This is a genomic window from Pseudomonas sp. TS_SC_3 (assembly GCF_056156225.1).
The window spans coordinates 3,789,129-3,809,246 of the sequence record NZ_CM149586.1 but is presented as its reverse complement, the minus strand read 5'-3'; the positions used below and the strand labels follow the sequence as shown (position 1 = coordinate 3,809,246).

At 60.4% G+C, this 20,118-nt stretch carries 17 protein-coding genes; 8 read left to right on the top strand and 9 right to left on the bottom strand.

Features of this window, described 5'->3' with window-relative positions; translation table 11 throughout:
* Positions 1-39: 39 nt before the first annotated feature.
* Entirely contained in the window at positions 40-636 is a 597-nt protein-coding gene (locus AC0J6G_RS17905; protein ID WP_475250065.1) for a 5-formyltetrahydrofolate cyclo-ligase, read from the top strand.
* 38 nt (positions 637-674) lie between these two features.
* Here the strand turns inward: AC0J6G_RS17905 and AC0J6G_RS17900 are convergent, their stop codons facing one another.
* The gene (locus AC0J6G_RS17900; protein ID WP_475250063.1) at positions 675-806 is read right to left on the bottom strand and encodes a hypothetical protein; all 132 of its coding nucleotides are present in this window, start codon (positions 804-806) and stop codon (positions 675-677) included.
* A 154-nt stretch (positions 807-960) separates the two neighbouring features.
* Between AC0J6G_RS17900 and AC0J6G_RS17895 the strand changes: the two genes are divergently transcribed.
* The 4 genes from AC0J6G_RS17895 to AC0J6G_RS17880 all read left to right on the top strand — a co-directional run bounded on the left by AC0J6G_RS17895 (position 961) and on the right by AC0J6G_RS17880 (position 6,553).
* Complete coding sequence (locus AC0J6G_RS17895) at positions 961-1,410, top strand: EVE domain-containing protein (protein WP_475250061.1); 450 nt, start codon at positions 961-963, stop codon at positions 1,408-1,410.
* A gap of 214 nt (positions 1,411-1,624) precedes the next feature.
* Entirely contained in the window at positions 1,625-2,689 is a 1,065-nt protein-coding gene (locus AC0J6G_RS17890; protein ID WP_475250059.1) for an HlyD family secretion protein, read from the top strand.
* Positions 2,686-5,427: a ribosome-associated ATPase/putative transporter RbbA gene (rbbA, locus tag AC0J6G_RS17885; RefSeq protein WP_475250057.1), complete on the top strand. Its 2,742-nt coding sequence runs from the start codon at positions 2,686-2,688 to the stop codon at positions 5,425-5,427. The genes AC0J6G_RS17890 and rbbA overlap by 4 nt, the downstream gene beginning before the upstream one ends.
* 1 nt (position 5,428) lies before the next feature.
* Positions 5,429-6,553, top strand: a complete 1,125-nt coding sequence (locus AC0J6G_RS17880; RefSeq protein ID WP_475250055.1) for an ABC transporter permease — start codon at positions 5,429-5,431, stop codon at positions 6,551-6,553.
* 61 nt (positions 6,554-6,614) lie between these two features.
* On the opposite strand, the gene AC0J6G_RS17875 is transcribed toward AC0J6G_RS17880, so the two are convergent.
* Positions 6,615-7,034: a flagellar basal body-associated FliL family protein gene (locus AC0J6G_RS17875; RefSeq protein WP_475250053.1), complete on the bottom strand. Its 420-nt coding sequence runs from the start codon at positions 7,032-7,034 to the stop codon at positions 6,615-6,617.
* 157 nt (positions 7,035-7,191) lie between these two features.
* On the opposite strand from AC0J6G_RS17875, the gene AC0J6G_RS17870 reads away from it, so the two are divergent.
* Positions 7,192-8,169 carry an NADPH:quinone oxidoreductase family protein gene (locus AC0J6G_RS17870; RefSeq protein ID WP_475250050.1) on the top strand — a complete coding sequence of 326 codons (978 nt, stop codon included), beginning with the start codon at positions 7,192-7,194 and terminating at the stop codon, positions 8,167-8,169.
* Positions 8,170-8,229: 60 nt separating this feature from the next.
* On the opposite strand, the gene AC0J6G_RS17865 is transcribed toward AC0J6G_RS17870, so the two are convergent.
* From AC0J6G_RS17865 to trxA, 4 genes are all read right to left on the bottom strand, one after another.
* Positions 8,230-9,198: a CDP-6-deoxy-delta-3,4-glucoseen reductase gene (locus tag AC0J6G_RS17865; protein WP_475250048.1), complete on the bottom strand. Its 969-nt coding sequence runs from the start codon at positions 9,196-9,198 to the stop codon at positions 8,230-8,232.
* Positions 9,198-10,664 (bottom strand): 4-hydroxy-3-polyprenylbenzoate decarboxylase, encoded by a 1,467-nt coding sequence (gene ubiD / locus AC0J6G_RS17860; protein WP_475250046.1) that lies wholly within the window; start codon positions 10,662-10,664, stop codon positions 9,198-9,200. The genes AC0J6G_RS17865 and ubiD overlap by 1 nt, the downstream gene beginning before the upstream one ends.
* Positions 10,665-10,801: 137 nt before the next feature.
* Positions 10,802-12,061: a transcription termination factor Rho gene (gene rho / locus AC0J6G_RS17855; protein ID WP_475250044.1), complete on the bottom strand. Its 1,260-nt coding sequence runs from the start codon at positions 12,059-12,061 to the stop codon at positions 10,802-10,804.
* Between the two features lie 259 nt (positions 12,062-12,320).
* Positions 12,321-12,647, bottom strand: coding sequence for a thioredoxin TrxA (trxA, locus tag AC0J6G_RS17850; protein ID WP_090241426.1), 327 nt, complete (start codon positions 12,645-12,647; stop codon positions 12,321-12,323).
* Between the two features lie 277 nt (positions 12,648-12,924).
* Here trxA and ppx point away from each other — a divergent pair, with 277 nt between their 5' ends.
* A complete protein-coding gene (gene ppx / locus AC0J6G_RS17845; RefSeq protein ID WP_475250042.1) occupies positions 12,925-14,427 on the top strand; it encodes an exopolyphosphatase in 1,503 nt (500 codons plus the stop codon).
* A 33-nt stretch (positions 14,428-14,460) separates the two neighbouring features.
* Here the strand turns inward: ppx and ppk1 are convergent, their stop codons facing one another.
* The 3 genes from ppk1 to AC0J6G_RS17830 all read right to left on the bottom strand — a co-directional run bounded on the left by ppk1 (position 14,461) and on the right by AC0J6G_RS17830 (position 19,182).
* Positions 14,461-16,668 carry a polyphosphate kinase 1 gene (ppk1, locus tag AC0J6G_RS17840; protein ID WP_475250040.1) on the bottom strand — a complete coding sequence of 736 codons (2,208 nt, stop codon included), beginning with the start codon at positions 16,666-16,668 and terminating at the stop codon, positions 14,461-14,463.
* Positions 16,669-16,687: 19 nt separating this feature from the next.
* On the bottom strand, positions 16,688-17,701 hold the full coding sequence (gene hemB / locus AC0J6G_RS17835) for a porphobilinogen synthase (RefSeq protein ID WP_475250038.1): 1,014 nt from the start codon (positions 17,699-17,701) through the stop codon (positions 16,688-16,690).
* A 245-nt stretch (positions 17,702-17,946) separates the two neighbouring features.
* Positions 17,947-19,182, bottom strand: coding sequence for a sterol desaturase family protein (locus tag AC0J6G_RS17830; protein WP_475250036.1), 1,236 nt, complete (start codon positions 19,180-19,182; stop codon positions 17,947-17,949).
* Positions 19,183-19,376: 194 nt separating this feature from the next.
* Between AC0J6G_RS17830 and elbB the strand changes: the two genes are divergently transcribed.
* Complete coding sequence (elbB, locus tag AC0J6G_RS17825; protein WP_475250034.1) at positions 19,377-20,039, top strand: isoprenoid biosynthesis glyoxalase ElbB; 663 nt, start codon at positions 19,377-19,379, stop codon at positions 20,037-20,039.
* The last annotated feature ends 79 nt before the right edge of the window (positions 20,040-20,118 follow it).

Here is a 20,118-nt window from a genome sequence, read left to right as displayed (position 1 = left end):
CCGGTTGCCCGTCCGCGGCAACCGCTCCAGTTTCAGCCCATGCTCGACACCACAGCCCTAAGCCGCGCCCAGCTACGTCGCCACTTGCGCATGCAGCGCCGCGCACTCAGCCGCCATGCCCAGCGGCAAGCGGCCCAAGACTTGTACAAACAGCTGGCGCAACGTCCACAGTTCCGCCGCGCCCAGCATGTTGCGTTGTACTTGCCCAACGACGGTGAAATTGACCCACGGCCATTACTGCGCGCCGCGCAAAAACGCGGCAAAGCGACCTACCTGCCTGTGCTCAGCCCCTGGCCCCGCAGCAAAATGGTGTTCCAGCGCATCCGTGCCGGCGAACCGATGCGCAAAAATCGCTTCGGCATTTACGAGCCACGGCGCAACAGCAAACTGCAACGTAAACTCTGGGCACTGGATCTCGTATTGCTGCCGCTGGTGGGTTTCGACCGCCATGGCGCACGCCTGGGTATGGGTGGCGGCTTTTATGACCGCAGCCTGGCCTACCGCAGCCTGCGCAAAAATTGGCACAAACCGACCTTGCTCGGCCTGGCGCATGAATGTCAGCGGGTTGAACGGCTGGCCGTAGCCAACTGGGACGTGCCACTGCAAGGCACAGTGACAGACAAGGCATGGTATTAACGGATAAGCGGGTACCGCATCCCTGCGGTTATAACCTGTCAGCCAACCACGCTAGGCTGCGTAACCGGCTCAGGCTGGCGCTCCCACAGGCTCTGGGTGTAACCCGTGGTGACCACGCCCAGGCTGAACAGAATCACCAATAGCCACAATACATCGGGTTTACGTTTCATTCGGGCCTCCCCCTCAAGGCACAGCCGGCGGTGTAACCGCGGCATTTATTCTTATCGATCCAGCAACGACCACCGTCCGCGCAGCTGGTGTGATTACAAACACTCAGCCGACCGCCGATGACCGTTAAAGGACTGAAACGCAGGAGCAAAGTTCATGCCTTATTGGCTGATGAAATCAGAACCCGACGAACTCTCCATCCATGACCTGCAGCGCCTGGAACAAACGCGCTGGGATGGCGTGCGCAATTACCAGGCGCGCAATTTCCTGCGCAGCATGCAGCCGGGGGATCTGTTCTTTTTCTATCACTCCAGCTGCCCGGAGCCCGGCATTGCCGGCATTGCCCGCATCGTCTGCGCGGCCTACCCGGACCCCACGGCGCTGGAACCTGACAGCCCTTATTTCGATGCCAAAGCCAGCGCCGCCAAGAACCCTTGGAGCGCAGTTGACGTGGCATTCGTCGAGGCGTTCAAGCGCGTCATCCCCCTGGCACAACTGAAAACCCAGAGTGCCATGCTGGAGTTACCTCTGGTGCAAAAGGGCAGCCGCCTTTCGGTAATGCCGGTCAGCGCCGAGCACTGGGCTGCGATTCTCGCCCTGCGCTAAAACGGTGCATTTAACTTCTGTGCAAGCCTGCTGTCCAAGTCGTACGCCGAAAAACCCGCGATACAAAGCCTTTTGACTCACATCAAAAGCCTCTACTCAGCCAGACCGCACAATGGCTCGGTCTGATCCGCCGGGCCCAGTCGACAGCGCCGCAACCGGTGGAGCAAGACCGCTCACCGATATCACATTCTCTGCACCCATGGATGAACCGCCAATGAGCAAAAAGTGGCTGTACCCGACCCTCGGCATTGCAGCCGTGGCGATCATTGCCGGCATGCTCTGGTACACCCTGCGCCCCAGCGGGCTTGGCGAAGGCTTCGCCAGTGGCAACGGGCGCATTGAAGCTACCGACGTCGACGTGGCCAGCAAGTTACCCGGGCGCATTGCCAGCATCGAGGTCGAAGAAGGCCAATTCGTCCAGCCGGGGCAAATCATTGCGCGCATGGACACCCAAGGCCTTGAGGCTCAGCTAGCCCAGGCACAAGCGCAGATGCGTCAGGCGCAGAACAGCCAGCTCACCGCCAGCGCCCAAGTCCGCCTACGCGAAAGCGAAAAAACCACCGCCCAAGCCATCGTCCGCCAGCGCCAGGCGGAAGTGTCTGCCGCGCAAAAGCGCCATGCTCGCAGCGCCATCTTGGTCAAACGTAACGCCATGGCTCAACAGCAGTTGGACGACGACCTCGCTCGGCTGCAAAGCACCCAGGCCGCTTTGGCTGCAGCGCAGTCGCAAGTGATCTCAGCCGAAGCAGGGATTGCAGCGGGGCAGTCGCAGGTTATTGAGGCGCAGTCCGCCGTGGAAGCGACCCAAGCCAGCGTCGAGCGCTTGCAGATCGACATTGAAGACAGCCAACTTAAAGCCCCTCGCACCGGGCGCGTGCAATACCGCGTGGCCGAGCCCGGCGAGGTGATCGGCGCAGGCGGCAAGGTGCTCAACCTGGTTGACCTGAGCGATGTGTACATGACCTTCTTCCTGCCCGAGCAGCAGGTAGGTCGGGTTGCCCTGGGCGCCGAGGTGCGCCTGGTGATAGATGCCGTGCCGCAGTATGTGATCCCGGCCAAGGTCAGCTATGTGGCCAGCGTCGCCCAGTTCACGCCAAAAACCGTGGAAACCGCCAGCGAGCGGACCAAGCTGATGTTCCGGGTCAAAGCACGGATTGACCCGCAATTGCTGCAGCGCCACCTGACCCAAGTGAAAACCGGTGTGCCCGGCGTCGCTTACCTGCGCCTAGACCCTCAGGCCGAATGGCCTGAACACTTGGCGATCAAGGTTCCGCAGTGAGCGCGGCCGCCGCAGCTGTCGCGCAGCTGCATGGGGTCAGCCTGCAGTACGGCAAAACCTGCGCGCTTGACGCGATCAACCTGGAAATCCCGGCGCAGCGCATGGTCGGGTTGATTGGCCCGGACGGCGTTGGTAAATCGAGCCTGCTGGCGCTGATTGCCGGCGCCCGCAAAATCCAGAGCGGTGAGGTCGAGGTACTCGGCGGTGACATGGCCAGCCGCGAACACCGCCGCCAGGTCTGTCCGCACATTGCCTACATGCCCCAAGGGCTGGGTAAGAACCTCTACCCGACGCTCTCGGTGATCGAGAATCTGGATTTCTTCGCCCGCCTGTTCGGCCAGGAGCAGGCCGAACGCAAAACGCGGATTGACGAGTTACTGCGCAGCACCGGTCTCAGCGCATTTGGCGAGCGCCCTGCGGGCAAACTCTCCGGCGGCATGAAGCAGAAACTCGGGCTGTGTTGCGCGCTGATCCACGACCCTGACCTGCTGATCCTTGACGAACCCACTACCGGCGTCGACCCGCTCTCACGCAACCAGTTCTGGGAGCTGATTGAGCGCATTCGCGTCCAGCGCCCACAAATGAGTGTGCTGGTGGCCACCGCATACATGGAAGAAGCCGAGCGTTTCGATCACTTGATTGCCATGGATGATGGCGCCGTACTGGCCACCGGCAGCCCGGCCGAGCTGCTGGCACAGACTGCATGCACTAACCTGGAGCAGGCCTTTATTGCGCTCTTGCCGCCGGCAAAGCGCAGCGGCCACAACGCGCTGGTGATGACCCCACGAGCAAGCGGCCACGAAGAAATCGCCATCGAGGCGCGCGGCCTGACCATGCGCTTTGGCGATTTTGTGGCGGTTGACCACGTCGACTTTCGCATCGAGCGCGGGGAAATCTTTGGTTTTCTTGGCTCCAATGGCTGCGGCAAAACCACCACCATGAAAATGCTCACCGGCCTGATGCCAGCCAGCTCGGGAGAAGCCCTGCTGTTCGGTCAAACGGTGGACGCCAAGGACATGGCGACACGCAAGCGCGTCGGCTACATGTCACAGTCCTTCTCGCTGTACGCCGAATTGAGCGTGCGGCAGAACCTGGTGTTACACGCGCAGCTCTTTCACGTACCCGCCACGGAAATACAGGCGCGGGTGACGGCAATGGCCGAGCGTTTCAACCTGGGCAGCGTGATGGAAGAGTTGCCCGAGCGCCTGCCGCTGGGCATTCGCCAGCGCCTATCATTGGCCGTGGCGATGATCCATAAGCCGGAAATCCTTATCCTCGATGAGCCCACCTCAGGCGTCGACCCGATTGCCCGCGATGTGTTCTGGCAGCTGATGCTGGACCTGTCACGCCAGGACGGCGTGACCATTTTCATCTCCACCCATTTTATGAACGAGGCACAGCGCTGCGACCGCATCTCCTTGATGCATGCCGGTAAGGTGCTCGACAGCGATACGCCGCAGGCGCTGATCGCTAAACGCGGCCTACCCACGCTAGAAGCGACCTTTATCGCCTATTTGCAAGATGCCGTCGGCGCGCCGGCGCAACCGGCAACACCCGCCGCAACCACTGCTGCGCCTGAAGCAGAGGCAAAGGCAGGCGCGGCGCCACGTAAACGCTTCAGCCTGCTGCGCCTGTTCAGCTATACCCGTCGTGAAACCCTGGAACTGCGCCGTGACCCGATCCGCGGCAGCATGGCCCTGCTCGGCAGCCTGCTGCTGTTATTTATCATCGGCTACGGCATCAGCCTGGACGTCGAGGATCTCACCTACGCGGTGCTCGACCGCGACCAAACCACAACCAGCCAGGCTTATGCACTCAACCTGGCCGGCTCGCGTTACTTTATCGAACAGCCGCCCCTGCACGATTACGACGATTTAGAGCGGCGCATGCGCAGTGGCGAAATAAGCCTGGCGGTAGAAATCCCGCCCAACTACGGCCGCGACCTCAAGCGCGGCGCCGTGCCGCAGATTGGCATGTGGCTCGACGGCGCCATGCCCATGCGCGCGGAAACCATCAGAGGCTATGTGACGGGCCTGCACGCCAGTTACTTGCAGGAGCTGGCCCGCAAAAACAGCGCGGCGAGCACCAGCCGCCTGCCAACCCTGGAAGTGCGCTACCGCTACAACCCAGATGTGGAAAGCCTCAACGCCATGGTGCCGGCGGTAATTCCGCTGTTGTTGATGCTGATCCCGGCCATGCTCACCGCGCTTGGCGTGGTGCGCGAAAAAGAGCTGGGTTCGATCATCAACCTGTATGTAACCCCGGTTACCCGCCTGGAGTTTCTGCTCGGCAAGCAGTTGCCCTATATCGCCTTGGGCATGCTCAATTTTGTGCTGCTGGTGATCGCTGCGGTCTTTGTCTTTGACGTGCCCCTTAAAGGCAGCCTGCTGGCCCTGCTCACCGGCGGGCTGCTTTATATCAGCTGCGCCACGGCTATGGGCCTGCTGATGTCGACCTTCACCCGCAGCCAGATCGCCGCGGTATTCGGCACCGCCATCGTCACCCTGATTCCAGCCATCCAGTTTTCCGGGCTGATCTACCCCGTGGCGTCACTGGAGGGCTTTGGCGCTTTGGTCGGTCAGATTTACCCCACCTCGCACTTTCTGATTATCAGCCGCGGGGTGTTTTCCAAGGCGCTCGGCTTCGTCGAGCTTTACGGCTACTTCATCCCCCTGCTGATCACCATTCCAGTGCTTCTGGCGCTGTGCACCAGCCTATTGAAGAAGCAGGAGGCCTGACATGGAACAACTGGCCAATATCTTCCACCTGGGGCTCAAGGAGCTGCGCAGCCTGCAACGCGACCCGGCGCTGCTGCTGTTGATTGTCTGGGCCTTCACCCTGGGCATCATCACGGCAGCCACGAGCATGCCAGAGAGCCTGCACAATGCCTCAATCGCCGTGGTCGATGAAGACCGCTCCCCGCTCTCGGCGCGCCTGATTGACGCCTTCCAGCCGCCGTTTTTCCGGCCGCCGCAACGCATCCAACTGAGTGAAATGGACCACGGCATGGACTCCGGGCGGTTCACCTTCACCCTGAATATTCCACCGGACTTCCAGCGTGATGTACTCGCCGGACGCAGCCCCTCGATCCAGCTTAACGTTGATGCCACTCAGGTCAGCATGGCCTTCACCGGGGCTGGCTATATCCAGGCGATTGGTGCCGAGGAAATCAGCGCGTTCTTACGCCACTACCGGGCCGACTTGCCGCAGCAGGCCGAGCTGGCTATCCGCATCGCATTCAACCCGAACCTGACGCGCAGCTGGTTCGGCTCGGTGATGGAGGTCATTAACCAGATCACCATGCTGTCGATCATTCTCACCGGCGCGGCCCTGATCCGCGAGCGCGAACACGGCACCATTGAGCACCTGCTGGTGATGCCTGTGACGCCGCACGAGATCATGCTGGCCAAGGTCTGGTCGATGGGGTTGGTGGTCTTAGTGGCAACGGCGTTGTCGTTGCTTTTGGTGGTGCAAGGCTGGCTGCAGGTGCCGATTGCCGGATCGTTGCCGCTGTTTTTGTGTGGCGCGCTGCTGCACCTGTTTGCCACCACCTCGATGGGCATCTTCTTCGGCACCGTTGCGCGTTCAATGCCGCAACTGGGCCTGCTGATCATCCTAGTGCTGATCCCGCTGCAGATCCTCTCCGGCGGCACCACACCGCGCGAGAGCATGCCCGAGGCGGTGCAGCAGATCATGCTGCTGGCACCGACTACGCACTTCGTCGATCTGGCTCAGGCAATTCTCTACCGCGGCGCGGGCTTCGCCACCGTTTGGCCGCAGTTTCTGGCCATCCTGGTCATTGGTGCGGTGTTTTTCAGTGGTGCACTGCTGCGCTTTCGCAAAACCTTGGCGCAGATGGGCTAGCCCCAGCAGCGCGCAAACACACCCCATGCCCAGCCTGCACTGGCTGAGCGAGGGGTCAGCGCTATTGAATAATCAGATTGTTGAACAGCAGGTCTTCCACCAGCGGTTTGCCTTCTTCCTGCGTGAGCACGTCCTGCACCTGCTTGAGGGCTTCGGCGCGCAGCGTTTCCCGTGCGCCTGCCGCCGCCATACCTTCATTCGTCTGCTGGGAAAACAACATGACCAGCTGATTGCGAATCAGCGGTTCATGGTGTTTGACCTTTTCTTCGACATCCTTGCCGGTCACCCGCAGAGACAAGTCGGCCTTAAAGAACTTGAGCTTGGGACCGTCGCCAAAATTCCCCACCAGGGCCGGCACCAGCGTGACATAAGAGATCACGGGCGCAGCGCCTTCTTCACCCTCCGCCTCGTCCTTACTTTCCGAAGCCTGAGCCATCAAGGGCAGGGACAGAGCCAATAGCAGTGCAATCCAGACGTTCACAGGCGGTATTCCTCAAGAGTTCAGTCCCTAGCATAGCCACTGTCAGGCGGCGGCCCAAGCCCCAGGCTTATGCATGACCATCAAGTACAAGCATGCTCGTTGACCGGGCAGCGCTCACACCTACACTGCATGACCATCACACGCAGAGGAAAGCCCGATGAAAGCCGTGCTGTGCAAAGCCTTCGGCCCTGCCGAAACCCTGGTACTGGAAGAAATCGCCAGCCCCGAAGCGAAGAAAAACGAAGTGTTGCTGCAGGTGCATGCGGCCGGGGTCAACTTTCCCGACACGCTGATCATTGAGGGTAAATACCAGTTCAAACCGCCGTTCCCGTTCTCACCGGGGGGCGAAGCCGCCGGCGTAGTGACCGCCGTGGGTGAAAAAGTCAGCCACCTAAAAGTGGGCGACCGCGTAATGGCCCTAACCGGTTGGGGCAGCTTTGCCGAAGAGGTGGCGGTGCCCGGCTACAACGTGATGCCAATCCCGGCGAGCATGGATTTCGCCAGCGCCGCCGCGTTCGGCATGACCTATGGCACCTCGATGCACGCCCTCAAGCAGCGCGCCAACCTGCAACCGGGTGAAACCTTGCTGGTACTCGGCGCCTCCGGCGGCGTTGGTTTGGCGGCGGTGGAAATCGGTAAGGCCATGGGGGCCAAGGTCATTGCGGCGGCGAGCAGCGCCGAGAAACTTGAAGTGGCCAAAGCAGCCGGCGCCGATGAGCTGATCAACTACAGCGAAAGCAGCCTGAAAGACGAAGTGAAGCGCCTGACCGGCGGCCAGGGTGCTGACGTGATCTACGACCCCGTAGGTGGCGACCTGTTCGATGCCGCCATCCGCTCAATCGCCTGGAACGGTCGTTTGTTAGTGGTGGGCTTTGCCAGTGGGCGTATTCCGGAGCTGCCCGTCAACCTGGCGCTACTCAAAGGCGCGGCGGTAGTGGGGGTGTTCTGGGGCTCCTTCGCCCAGCGGCAACCGCAGGACAATGCCGCCAACTTCCAGCAGCTCTTTGCCTGGCATGCCGAGGGCCAGCTCAAGCCACTGGTGTCGCAGACTTTCCCACTGGAACAAGCCGCCGACGCGATCAACCTGCTTGGCCAACGCAAGGCCGTGGGCAAAGTCGTGGTGCAGGTGCGTTAAATGTAGGGGGTTAGCCCAGCAAAAGGCCGCCCATCAGGCGGCCTTTTTTAGGCGCGGATTTTAGCCGCGCGGCGCGTAAGCGAACACGTCGGCACGCATCTGGTGAGCATCCATCCCCGCTGCCACCAGCGCATCAAGCGTGGCGTAGATCATGGCTGGAGAACCGCTGGCATAGACGTGCAACGCGTTGAGGTCAGCAAAATCCTCGCACACCGCCTCATGCAATAAACCGCAACGCCCCTGCCAGCCGCATTGCTCGCTGACCACCTGATGCAGGAACAAATTCGGCACCTGCTGCCACTGCGCCCAGTGTTCCAACGCGTAGAAATCCTCAGGACGACGCGCGCCCCAGTACAGGTGCACGGGATGGGCGAAGCCACTGGCGCGGCAGTGCTCGATCAAGCTGTGCATTTGCGACATGCCAGTGCCGGCCGCGATCAGCACCAGCGGCCCGTCCGGCAGCTCAGCCAAGTGAGTATCCCCAAAGGGCATTTTCACCCGCACCAACCCCGAGTCCCGCAATTGCTTCACCAGGGCGATAGTGGCCTCGTCACGGGCCAGCACATGCAACTCCAATTCACGGCCACAGTGAGGAGCTGACGCCAGTGAGAACGCTGCGTAATCATCACCGTCACGCTGCAGCAACAGGTATTGCCCGGCGTGATAACGCGGGACCTTGCCGGCCGGCGCGCTGAGGCGCAAGCGAAACACATCACCGCCCAGGTCATCACACGCCACCACCTGGCAGGCCAGCTCGCACACGGGCAGCTCGCCGGGCGCCAGCACGCCATCCCAATGCAGCACACAGTCTTCCAGCGGCTCAGCCAGGCAGGTGAACAGATCACCTTCGGTCAGTTCAAGCCCATTCTGCTGCACACGCCCCTCAACCAGCAGCGCCGCACAAATATGGCAATTGCCATTGCGGCAGCTTTGCGGGCAGTCGTAGCCCAGACGCCGCGCGGCATCAAGGATGCGCTCGCGGGGCTGTACTTCAAGTACGGCACCTGAAGGATTCAGGGTGACTTTCATCAATCAATTCCCAACTCAGACCAAAGCGCATCGACGCGCTGCTTGACCGCTTCATCCTGAACGATAGCGCGGCCCCACTCGCGGCTGGTTTCACCTGGCCACTTGTGGGTGGCGTCCAGGCCCATCTTCGAGCCGAGGCCAGAGATCGGCGAGGCGAAGTCCAGATAGTCGATCGGCGTATTGTCGATCATCACCGTATCGCGCTTGGGATCCATGCGCGTAGTAATGGCCCAAATCACGTCGTTCCAGTCCCGCGCGTTGATGTCGTCGTCGGTGACGATCACAAACTTGGTGTACATAAACTGGCGCAGGAAGCTCCACACCCCGAGCATCACGCGCTTGGCGTGGCCGGGGTACTGCTTTTTGATGGTCACCACCGCCATGCGGTAGGAGCAGCCTTCAGGCGGCAGGTAGAAGTCGATGATCTCGGGGTACTGCTTTTGCAGAATCGGCACAAACACTTCGTTCAGCGCCACCCCCAGAATCGCCGGTTCATCCGGCGGCCGCCCGGTGTAGGTGCTGTGGTAGATCGGCTTTTGCCGGCGGGTGATGCGCTCAACGGTAAACACCGGGAAGCTATCGACCTCGTTGTAGTAACCGGTGTGATCGCCATACGGACCTTCTGGGGCCATCTCGCCAGGGTGGATCACCCCTTCAAGGACGATCTCGGCGCTTGCCGGTACCTGCAAATCACTGCCGCGACACTTGACCAACTCAGTTCGGTTACCGCGCAACAAGCCCGCAAAAGCATATTCGGACAAAGTGTCCGGCACCGGTGTAACCGCGCCGAGAATGGTTGCGGGGTCAGCCCCCAACGCCACCGCCACCGGGTAGGGACGGTCTGGGTATTTCTGGCACCAGTCACGGAAATCCAGGGCGCCGCCGCGGTGGCTGAGCCAGCGCATGATCAGCTTGTTGCGCCCGATCACTTGCTGGCGGTAGATGCCGAGGTTCTGCCGCTCTTTATTTGGCCCTTTGGTGATGGTCAGGCCCCAGGTAATCAGCGGCCCCACATCGCCCGGCCAGCAGGTTTGCACCGGTAGCTTGCCGAGGTCGACATCATCGCCCTCTTCGATCACTTCCTGGCACGGCGCATCTTTCAGCACCTTGGGCGCCATGCTCAGCACCTTCTTGAAGATCGGCAACTTACTCCAGGCATCCTTGAGGCCTTTCGGCGGCTCAGGTTCCTTGAGAAAGGCCAGCAGCTTGCCGATTTCACGCAGCTCGCTGACTTCTTCCGCGCCCATGCCCAAGGCCACACGCTTGGGTGTACCAAACAGGTTACCGAGCACCGGCATATCGAAGCCGGTGGGGTTTTCGAAAAGCAGCGCCGGACCACCTTTACGCAGGGTGCGGTCGCAGATTTCGGTCATGTCCAGCACCGGAGAGACCGGCGTGTGGATGCGCTTGAGTTCACCACGCGCTTCAAGACCGCGGATAAAGTCGCGCAGGTCGCGATACTGCATGTTCGTGCCTCGTGTTAGGCGAACCGGAATAGGGGAGCAAAGTTTAGCGCTGAACTGGGTCTTTCAGAAGAGAAAGGCAATAGGCAGGAACACAAAAGCCGGGCTTACCCGGCTTTTGTTGTAGGGCGAAGAACGCCTTACTTACGCTTCATCGACTGGAAGAACTCTTCGTTGGTCTTGGTCGCTTTCAGCTTGTCGGTGAGAAACTCGATGGCGGCAATTTCATCCATCGGGTGCAGCAGCTTGCGCAGAATCCACATGCGCTGCAGTTCATCCTCAGCGGTCAACAGTTCTTCGCGACGGGTACCGGCGCGGTTGATGTTGATGGCCGGGAACACGCGCTTCTCAGCGATACGACGGTCCAGCGGCAGTTCCATGTTGCCGGTGCCTTTGAACTCTTCGTAGATCACTTCATCCATCTTCGAGCCGGTTTCAACCAGCGCGGTGGCGATGATGGTCAGCGAACCGCCTTCCTCGATGTTACGCGCCGCACCAAAGAAGCGTTTCGGCTTCTCAAGCGCGTGAGCATCGACACCACCGGTGAGCACCTTGCCGGAGCTTGGGATCACGGTGTTGTAGGCACGCGCCAGACGGGTGATGGAGTCGAGCAGGATGACCACATCCTTCTTGTGCTCGACCAGGCGCTTGGCCTTCTCGATGACCATTTCGGCCACCTGCACGTGGCGGGTTGGCGGCTCATCGAAGGTCGAGGCAACCACTTCGCCGCGCACGGTGCGCTGCATCTCGGTCACTTCTTCCGGGCGCTCATCGATCAACAGCACGATGAGGTGGCACTCGGGGTTGTTGCGCGCGATGTTGGCGGCGATGTTCTGCAGCATGATGGTCTTACCGGCTTTCGGCGGTGCGACGATCAGGCCGCGCTGGCCTTTACCGATCGGGGCGCAGAGGTCGATCACCCGGCCGGTGATGTCCTCGGTGGAGCCGTTACCGGCTTCCATGACCAGACGCTTGGTGGGAAACAGCGGCGTCAGGTTCTCGAACAGAATTTTGTTCTTGGCGTTTTCCGGGCGGTCGTAGTTGATCGTGTCAACTTTGAGCAGCGCGAAGTAACGCTCGCCTTCTTTCGGCGGGCGAATCTTGCCGACGATGGTATCGCCAGTACGCAAGTTGAAGCGGCGGATCTGGCTCGGCGAGACATAGATGTCATCGGGGCCAGCGAGGTACGAGGCATCCGCAGAGCGGAGAAAGCCGAAACCGTCCTGGAGAATCTCCAGCACGCCATCACCGGAGATTTCCTCACCGCTTTTAGCGTGTTTCTTCAACAGGGAGAAAATCACGTCCTGCTTGCGCGAACGGGCCATGTTTTCTAGGCCTTGTTGTTCAGCGAGTTCCAGCAGTTCGGTAATCGGCTTTTGCTTGAGTTCGGTCAGATTCATAGGAATGACGTAATTCATGAAGGAGGGGAAATAAGCTGTTTAGCTTGGGAGCCCGCGCCGCTGAGAAGGCGAGTTGATCGCCTGCTTATGTATCGAAGGATTCGGATAGGAATGCGTCGGCGACGGCTTGCAGGGGGCTGCATAGGAAATACAGCGAGGCCGAATGTAACACCGGTTTTATTCGTACGTCTAGCGCCCAGGCAGAAAAAAGCCCCGCAATGGGCGGGGCTTTTAGGGCTTGTTGCCAGCTCAGCGCAACTTAGATGTTGCTGTCGAGGAAGGCCGCCAGTTGTGACTTGGACAGCGCGCCAACCTTGGTGGCTTCGACGTTGCCGTTTTTGAACAGCATCAGCGTCGGGATGCCACGCACGCCAAACTTCGGCGGAGTGTCCTGGTTTTCATCGATGTTCAGCTTGCAGACTTTCAGTTTGCCCTGATAGGTCTGGGCGATCTCATCGAGCACCGGCGCGATCATTTTGCACGGGCCGCACCACTCAGCCCAGTAGTCGACCAGCACCGGCCCTTCGGCCTGCAGGACATCTTGGTCGAAGCTGGCATCGCTGACATTGGTGATGAATTCGCTCATGGAAAGTCTCCGTGTTCGGAAGCAAAAGATGGCCGACATCATAGCCCGGCTTTCCCCACACAGGAAGGCGGCGGCAATTGAGCTTCTCTATGGTGTAAGCGCAAACCCGCCGTACTAAGGCTGTGCGGCAGGTTATTCAGACGGCCGGCAAGCCCAGCGCTGCCACTGCATGGGCTGCCGTGCGACAACCTTGCTGCGCGCATGCGACATCAGTATGCGTTGGCGGAGCCTGGCTATCGTGGCACGATGACGCGATCCGCATTGAGATGATTCCGCCATGCCGCATACCCCTGCCGAGTCTTTCCCTTTGATTGCAGCTATCGATCTGGGCTCCAACAGCTTTCATATGGTGTTGGCCAAAGCCGATCACGGCGAAATTCGTATCCTCGAACGCCTCGGCGAAAAGGTCCAGCTGGCCGCTGGCATTGATGAGCAGCGCCTGCTCAGTGAAGAAGCCATGCAGCGCGGCCTCGACTGCCTGCGCCGTTTCGCCCAGCTGACCGCCAGCCTGCCGGAAGGCGCGGTGCGTGTGGTGGGCACCAATGCCTTGCGTGAAGCGCGCAACCGCAGCGAATTTATCCGCCGCGCCGAAGAGATTCTTGGCCACCCGGTTGAGGTGATTTCCGGTCGGGAAGAAGCCCGCCTGATCTACCTCGGCGTGTCACACAGCATTGCTGACACCCCCGGCAAGCGCCTGGTCGCCGATATTGGCGGCGGCAGTACCGAATTTATCATCGGCCAACGCTTCGAGCCGCTGCTGCGCGAAAGCCTGCAGATGGGCTGCGTCAGCTTTACTCAGCGCTTCTTCAAAGACGGCAAGATCACCCCGGCACGCTACGCCCAGGCTTATACGGCGGCGCGGCTAGAGATCATGGGCATTGAGCACGCCTTGCGCCGCCTCGGCTGGGAAGACGCGGTGGGCGCTTCAGGCACCATCAAGGCCATCGGCCTGACCATTCAGGCAGCCGGTTTGGGCGCTGGTGAGGTCAATGCCGAAGGGTTGGCCTGGCTGAAACGTAAGGTGTTTAAAGCCGGGGAAGTGGAGAAGCTGGAACTCGATGGCATCAAGCCGGATCGCCGGGGGATTTTCCCAGCGGGCCTGGCGATTCTTGAAGCGATCTTCGATGCCTGTGACATCCAGCGCATGAGCCACTCCGAAGGCGCGCTACGCGAAGGCGTGCTCTATGACTTGCTGGGCCGCCATCAGCACGAGGATGTGCGTGAGCGCACCCTCAGCTCGTTGATGGAGCGTTATCACGTCGACCTGGACCAGGCCATACGGGTAGAAAGCAAAGCACTGTCGGCGCTGAGCAAAGTGGCTGATGACTGGCAGCTGCAAGATGACTGGCACCGCGAGCTGCTCAGCTGGGCGGCCAAAGTGCATGAAGTGGGCCTGGATATTGCCCACTATCAGTACCACAAACATGGCGCCTACTTGGTCGAGCACTCCGACCTGTCTGGTTTTTCACGCCAGGACCAGCAGATGCTCGCGCTGTTGGTGCGCGGCCATCGCCGCAATATTCCCAAAGATAAATTCGCCGAATTCGGCGCGGAAGGCATCAAGCTGATGCGCCTGTGTGTGCTGCTGCGCTTTGCCATCCTGTTCCACCACATCCGTGGCAACCAAGAGATGCCTGAAGTGCAACTCAAGGCCCGCGAGCAAAGCCTGGAGATTCACTTCCCCGACGGCTGGCTGGAAAACAACCCGCTAACCCAGGCGGATTTCACCCAGGAAGCCGAGTGGCTGAAACGTATTGGTGTTGAACTGTACGTGCACTGAAGCTGCGCCAGCGCGGCGCAGCCCCAGCACCGATCAACGCGGGATGATCAGCGGCGCCGTTAACTTATCCAGCAAGCCTGCCTGCGCACTGCGCGGGTTCTGGTTGCCACTCGGGCTGCAGCGCACATAGCGTCCATCCGGCTGCAGCACCCAAGCCTGGGTGTTGTCGGTCAGGTAACTTTCCAGCTCCTTCTTGACCCGCAGAATCAGCTTCTTGCCTTCCACTGGGAAGCAGGTCTCGACGCGCTTGTCGAGGTTGCGCTCCATCCAGTCAGCACTCGACAGGTAGATCTGCTCTTCACCGCCATTGAGGAAGTAGAACACCCGCGTGTGCTCGAGGAAGCGGCCAATAATCGAGCGCACCTGGATATTGTGCGACACCCCGATAATGCCCGGGCGTAGGCAGCACATGCCGCGCACCACCAGATCAATCTTCACCCCGGCCTGGCTGGCCTTGTACAACGCGCGGATGATTTTGGCGTCAGTCAGCGAGTTGAACTTGGCCATGATGTGCGCCGGCTTGCCTTCAGCCGCCTGCGCGGCCTCGCGAGCAATCATGTCGAGCAGGGTCTTTTTCAGGGTGAAAGGCGCGTGCAGCAGCTTTTTCATGCGCAGGGTTTTACCCATACCAATCAGCTGACTGAACAGTTTGGAGACGTCCTCACACAGCGCTACATCGGCCGTCAGCAAGCTGTAGTCGGTGTACAGCTTGGCGTTGCCGGCGTGGTAGTTACCGGTGCCGAGGTGCGCATAGCGAACAATGTCGCCACTCTCACGGCGCAGAATCAGCATCATTTTGGCGTGGGTCTTGAAACCGACCACACCGTAGATCACCACCGCACCGGCCGCCTGCAGACGGCTGGCCAGCGCCAAGTTGGATTCTTCATCGAAGCGCGCACGCAACTCGATTACGGCGGTGACTTCCTTGCCGTTACGCGCAGCGTCCACCAGCGCATCGACGATCTCCGAGTTGGCCCCGGAGCGATACAGGGTTTGTTTGATGGCCAGCACGTGAGGGTCTTTCGCCGCCTGACGCAGCAGATCGACCACCGGGGTAAACGACTCAAAGGGGTGCAGCAGCAGAATGTCCTGCTTACTGACCACACTGAAAATGTTCTCAGCGTTCTGCAGCAGCTTGGGGATCACCGGGGTGAAGGGCTTGTACTGCAGCTCCGGGTGGCTTTCCAGACCCGTGATGCTGAACAACCGCGTCAGGTTGACCGGGCCATTAACCCGGTACAACTCGGCCTCGGTCAGGCTGAATTGCTTGAGCAGGTAGTCCAGCAGCGGCTGTGGGCAGGTGTCGACCACCTCCAGGCGCACCGCATCGCCGTAACGGCGGCTAAACAGCTCGCCACGCAGGGCGCGGGCCAGGTCTTCGACGTCCTCGGTGTCCACCGACAGGTCGGCGTTACGGGTCAGGCGGAACTGGTAGCAGCCCTTGACCTTCATGCCCTGGAACAGGTCATCGGCGTGGGCGTGGATCATCGACGACAAGAACACGAAGTTGTCGCCAGGACCGCCCACCTCTTCCGGCACCTTGATGATGCGCGGCAGCAAGCGCGGCGCCGGGATGATCGCCAAACCGGAATCGCGGCCGAAGGCGTCGATGCCTTCCAACTCAACGATAAAGTTCAGGCTTTTGTTCACCAACAGCGGGAACGGATGCGTTGGATCGAGGCCGATCGGGGTGATGATCGGCGCAATCTCATCGCGGAAATAGCGGCGTACCCAGGCTTTGTGCTTGGCCGTCCAGAAGCGCCGACGGATAAAGTTGACGTTGTGCTTGGCCAGCGCCGGGAACAGGGTGTCGTTGAGGATGGCGTACTGCCGCTCTACCTGCTCGTGCACCAGCTCGGCAATTCGCGCCAGTGCCTGATGCGGTTGCAAGCCGTCAGCACCGGCCTGCTCGCGGGCGAAGTTGATCTGCTTCTTCAGCCCGGCCACGCGAATTTCAAAGAACTCGTCGAGGTTGCTGGAGAAGATCAGCAAAAACTTCAGCCGCTCCAGCAACGGATAGGACTCATCCAGCGCCTGTTCCAGCACGCGGATATTGAATTGGAGCTGCGACAGCTCGCGGTGGATATACAGGCTGCTGTCATCCAGGTTATGCACCACCACAGGCGCCGGGGCTGCCGGCACAGGGGCTTCGATGACAGGCGTTTCCACGGCTACAACCTCGTCGACGACGACTGGCTGGGAGTCTGCCAATTCAGGGGTACTGAGTCCTTCGGTGTTCATTGAAAAGTCCTGGAGGGGCTTATTGCCCCTGTTTCAGTAGTTCTGCCGCGCGCACGGCGAAATAAGTCAGGATGCCATCGGCACCGGCACGTTTGAAGGCCGTCAGTGACTCAACAATCACCGCCTCGCTCAACCAACCATTCTGGATAGCCGCCATATGCATGGCGTACTCGCCGCTGACCTGATAAACAAAGGTCGGCACTTTGAATTCCGCTTTAACCCGCCAGAGGATATCCAGGTAAGGCATGCCTGGTTTAACCATGACCATATCCGCGCCTTCGGCCAAGTCAGCGGCCACTTCATGCAGCGCCTCCTCGCTATTTGCCGGGTCCATCTGGTAGCTGGCTTTGTTAGCTTTACCCAGATTGGCGGCCGAACCCACCGCATCGCGGAACGGGCCGTAGTAGGCGCTGGCGTACTTGGCCGAGTAGGCCATGATCCGCACATTGCTATGATCGGCCAGCTCCAGCGCCTCGCGGATCGCCTGCACACGGCCATCCATCATGTCCGAGGGCGCTACCACCTGGGCCCCGGCAGCGGCATGCGACAGCGCCTGCTTGACCAAGGCATCGACGGTGATGTCGTTCTGCACATAGCCGTCGGCATCGAGAATGCCGTCCTGACCATGGGTGGTGAACGGGTCGAGGGCCACATCGCTGATCACCCCCAGCTCGGGGAATTTCGCGCGCAGGGCACGAATCGCACGCTGAGCAATGCCGTCTGGGTTCCAGGCTTCTTCGCCCAGCAGGGATTTCTTCTCCAGCGGCGTCACCGGAAACAGCGCCAGCGCCGGAATGCCCAAGGCGACCCAGTGCTCGGCTTCCTTGAGCAACAGGTCAATGGACAGACGCTCAACGCCCGGCATCGAGGCAATCGCTTCGCGGCGGTTTTCGCCGTCGAGGACGAAAACCGGCAGGATCAGGTCATCCACACTCAGGCGGTTTTCACGCACCAGACGCCGGGAGAAATCATCACGGCGGTTACGACGCAGGCGGGTCGCGGGAAACAGGCGATTGGCGGGGGTAAAGCTCACGGCAGGCTCCGAAGCCCGTAGCAACGGGCAAGTGTGACAGTTATAAGCGGTCATTATGACCAAAGTATGACAACCAACGACAGCGCTGCGACTGCTTGCCGCAATCCTCACCAGCATAGCGCCGTGACTATTGCGAAGATATGTTGCAAACGTATTGGCTAGGCCCACTTTATAGCGCCTGCACGCCGCCTTTTGAGCGCTGGCGTGTGCCTACACCACTGGGTTTGACTTCACGTTTTTGCCGTTCAGGCGGGCAGAGGATTATGCCCACGCGGTATCGACAACACGGCCACCAGGCTAAGCAGGCTGTAACCGAGCAAGAGCGCCCAGAGCAGAGGCTGGGCAGGCAACATCCCCAACTGCAGCGCCAGCCAGGCAGCCGGTAGGTTCAATAGCAAACGCAGCACTTCCAGACGCTTGGCGCTGGGGCGGTTCTCCAACCACACGCCAAGCACGTATAAACCCACCGCCATCCAAGCCACGCCCAAGAGCATCTGCGCCAGGCTTAGCTCATTGCCCACGCCGAGCAAAAGAGTGCCACCGGCCACGTACAGGCTGAACTGCACAGCGGCATAGACTTGCTGCGCGCGGCTCAGTAGTACATCAAATTTGAGGAACTGGCTAAGGTCCGTCTTGCTCTGCGGGTATTTGGCCGCCACATCGGCCGGGCGCCAGCCGGTTGGCATAAACCAGATGCGCAGCTTGTCCCACCAGGCTTCGGCACGCATGGCATCGCGCCACAACGCCACGTAGAACTGCGCATTGGCCCACAGCGGGTTCCAGCTGGCAAGCGGCGTGGTTACGCCAAACACCACCGGAACTTCGTCCAACTCTTGCTGAAAGGTACCGAACAAACGATCCCAAATAATAAACACGCCACCATAGTTACGATCCATGTACACAGCATTCTGCGCATGGTGCACGCGGTGATTGGAGGGGGTGATAAACGCCCACTCAAACCAGCCCAGCTTGGGAATATGCCGGGTGTGCACCCAAAACTGATAAAGCAGGTTGAGCGCCGCCACCGTGAGAAACACCAGCGGCGGCACGCCAGCCACCGCCATCGGCAGGTAGAAGAGCCAGCCGAAGATAAACCCGGTGCTGGTCTGGCGCAGCGCTGTGGAGAGGTTGTAGTCCTCGCTCTGGTGATGCACCGAATGCGCCGCCCAAAGCACATTGCGCTCGTGACCCAGACGGTGGTTCCAGTAGTAACAAAAGTCATAAAAAACGAAAGCGAACAGCCAGACCCACAGGCTGCTGGCCGACAGGTCGAACAGCGCTAGCTGTTGCCAGGCCAAGGTGTAGGTGAGCACCCCTACGGTCTTGGTCAGCAGGCCAACAGTGGTCGACAATACCCCGGCGCTGAGGCTGTTGACGGCATCAGAGAAGCGGTAAGTGCTGACACCGCGCCAACGGTCGAGCAGCAACTCCAGCGCAATCAGCGCAAAGAAAAACGGGATGGCGAAGAGGATGTAATTCATGGCGTCACCAATTGCATTGCAGCGTCATATCGCGGCTGGGGGCTAACCGCTAGGATGGCTGCATAAATCTTAGCCCAGCGGCACACGCCCCTTGCGGCACACCGTGCCAAACTGGGTAGCAGATGGCGACAACCGTACGCGGGCCAGATCGATCACAACTCAGCCCATTCCAGCTGGCAACCCAGGAGAACTTGATGAACAAGAAAGTCGCGGTGATTCTTTCCGGCTGTGGCGTCTATGACGGCGCGGAAATCCATGAAAGCGTGATCACCCTGCTGCGCCTTGATCAGCGCGGCGCCCAGGTGCAGTGTTTTGCGCCCAATGTGCCGCAGCTGCATGTGGTCGATCACTACAGCGGCGATGAGATGGACGACACCCGCAACGTGCTCGTCGAGTCGGCGCGTATTGCCCGCGGCAATATCAAAGACGTCAAAGAGCTGCATGTCGGCGACTTCGATGCGCTAATCCTGCCGGGCGGTTTTGGCGTGGCGAAAAACCTCTCCGACTTCGCCATCAGCGGCGCCAACTGCACCGTGCAGCCTGATGTACTGAGCGTTGCCCAGGCCTTCGTCAAGGCCGGTAAACCCGTGGGCCTGATGTGCATCGCCCCGGCGCTGGCGGCGAAAATCTTCGGCGCGGGGGTGATCTGCACCATCGGCAACGACCATGAAACCGCCGCTGCCGTGGTGCAGATGGGCGCGGAGCATCATGAGTGCGACGTCAGCGAGATTGTTGAAGATGCCGAGCGCAAGCTGGTGACGACGCCGGCTTATATGGTCGCCCAGTCGATCAGCGAAGCCGCCTCAGGGATCAACAAGCTGGTGGATCGCGTACTGGAACTCAGCCACCCAGCCTGAGTAATCCGAGGCCAATCACGCCAATGCGCGCGGCACACCCGCCGCGCCACTGGTCAGGCGGGCATGAGTACGGCAGTTT

Coding starts and splice junctions, on each gene's coding strand:
- AC0J6G_RS17880 (WP_475250055.1), top strand. CDS start 5,429: ATGGAACAACTGGCCAATATCTTCCACCTGGGGCTCAAGGAGCTGCGC.
- ppk1 (WP_475250040.1), bottom strand. CDS start 16,668: ATGAACACCGAAGGACTCAGTACCCCTGAATTGGCAGACTCCCAGCCA.
- AC0J6G_RS17870 (WP_475250050.1), top strand. CDS start 7,192: ATGAAAGCCGTGCTGTGCAAAGCCTTCGGCCCTGCCGAAACCCTGGTA.
- elbB (WP_475250034.1), top strand. CDS start 19,377: ATGAACAAGAAAGTCGCGGTGATTCTTTCCGGCTGTGGCGTCTATGAC.
- AC0J6G_RS17905 (WP_475250065.1), top strand. CDS start 40: ATGCTCGACACCACAGCCCTAAGCCGCGCCCAGCTACGTCGCCACTTG.
- ppx (WP_475250042.1), top strand. CDS start 12,925: ATGCCGCATACCCCTGCCGAGTCTTTCCCTTTGATTGCAGCTATCGAT.
- AC0J6G_RS17890 (WP_475250059.1), top strand. CDS start 1,625: ATGAGCAAAAAGTGGCTGTACCCGACCCTCGGCATTGCAGCCGTGGCG.
- AC0J6G_RS17865 (WP_475250048.1), bottom strand. CDS start 9,198: ATGAAAGTCACCCTGAATCCTTCAGGTGCCGTACTTGAAGTACAGCCC.
- ubiD (WP_475250046.1), bottom strand. CDS start 10,664: ATGCAGTATCGCGACCTGCGCGACTTTATCCGCGGTCTTGAAGCGCGT.
- rho (WP_475250044.1), bottom strand. CDS start 12,061: ATGAATCTGACCGAACTCAAGCAAAAGCCGATTACCGAACTGCTGGAA.
- AC0J6G_RS17895 (WP_475250061.1), top strand. CDS start 961: ATGCCTTATTGGCTGATGAAATCAGAACCCGACGAACTCTCCATCCAT.
- trxA (WP_090241426.1), bottom strand. CDS start 12,647: ATGAGCGAATTCATCACCAATGTCAGCGATGCCAGCTTCGACCAAGAT.
- AC0J6G_RS17900 (WP_475250063.1), bottom strand. CDS start 806: ATGAAACGTAAACCCGATGTATTGTGGCTATTGGTGATTCTGTTCAGC.
- AC0J6G_RS17830 (WP_475250036.1), bottom strand. CDS start 19,182: ATGAATTACATCCTCTTCGCCATCCCGTTTTTCTTTGCGCTGATTGCG.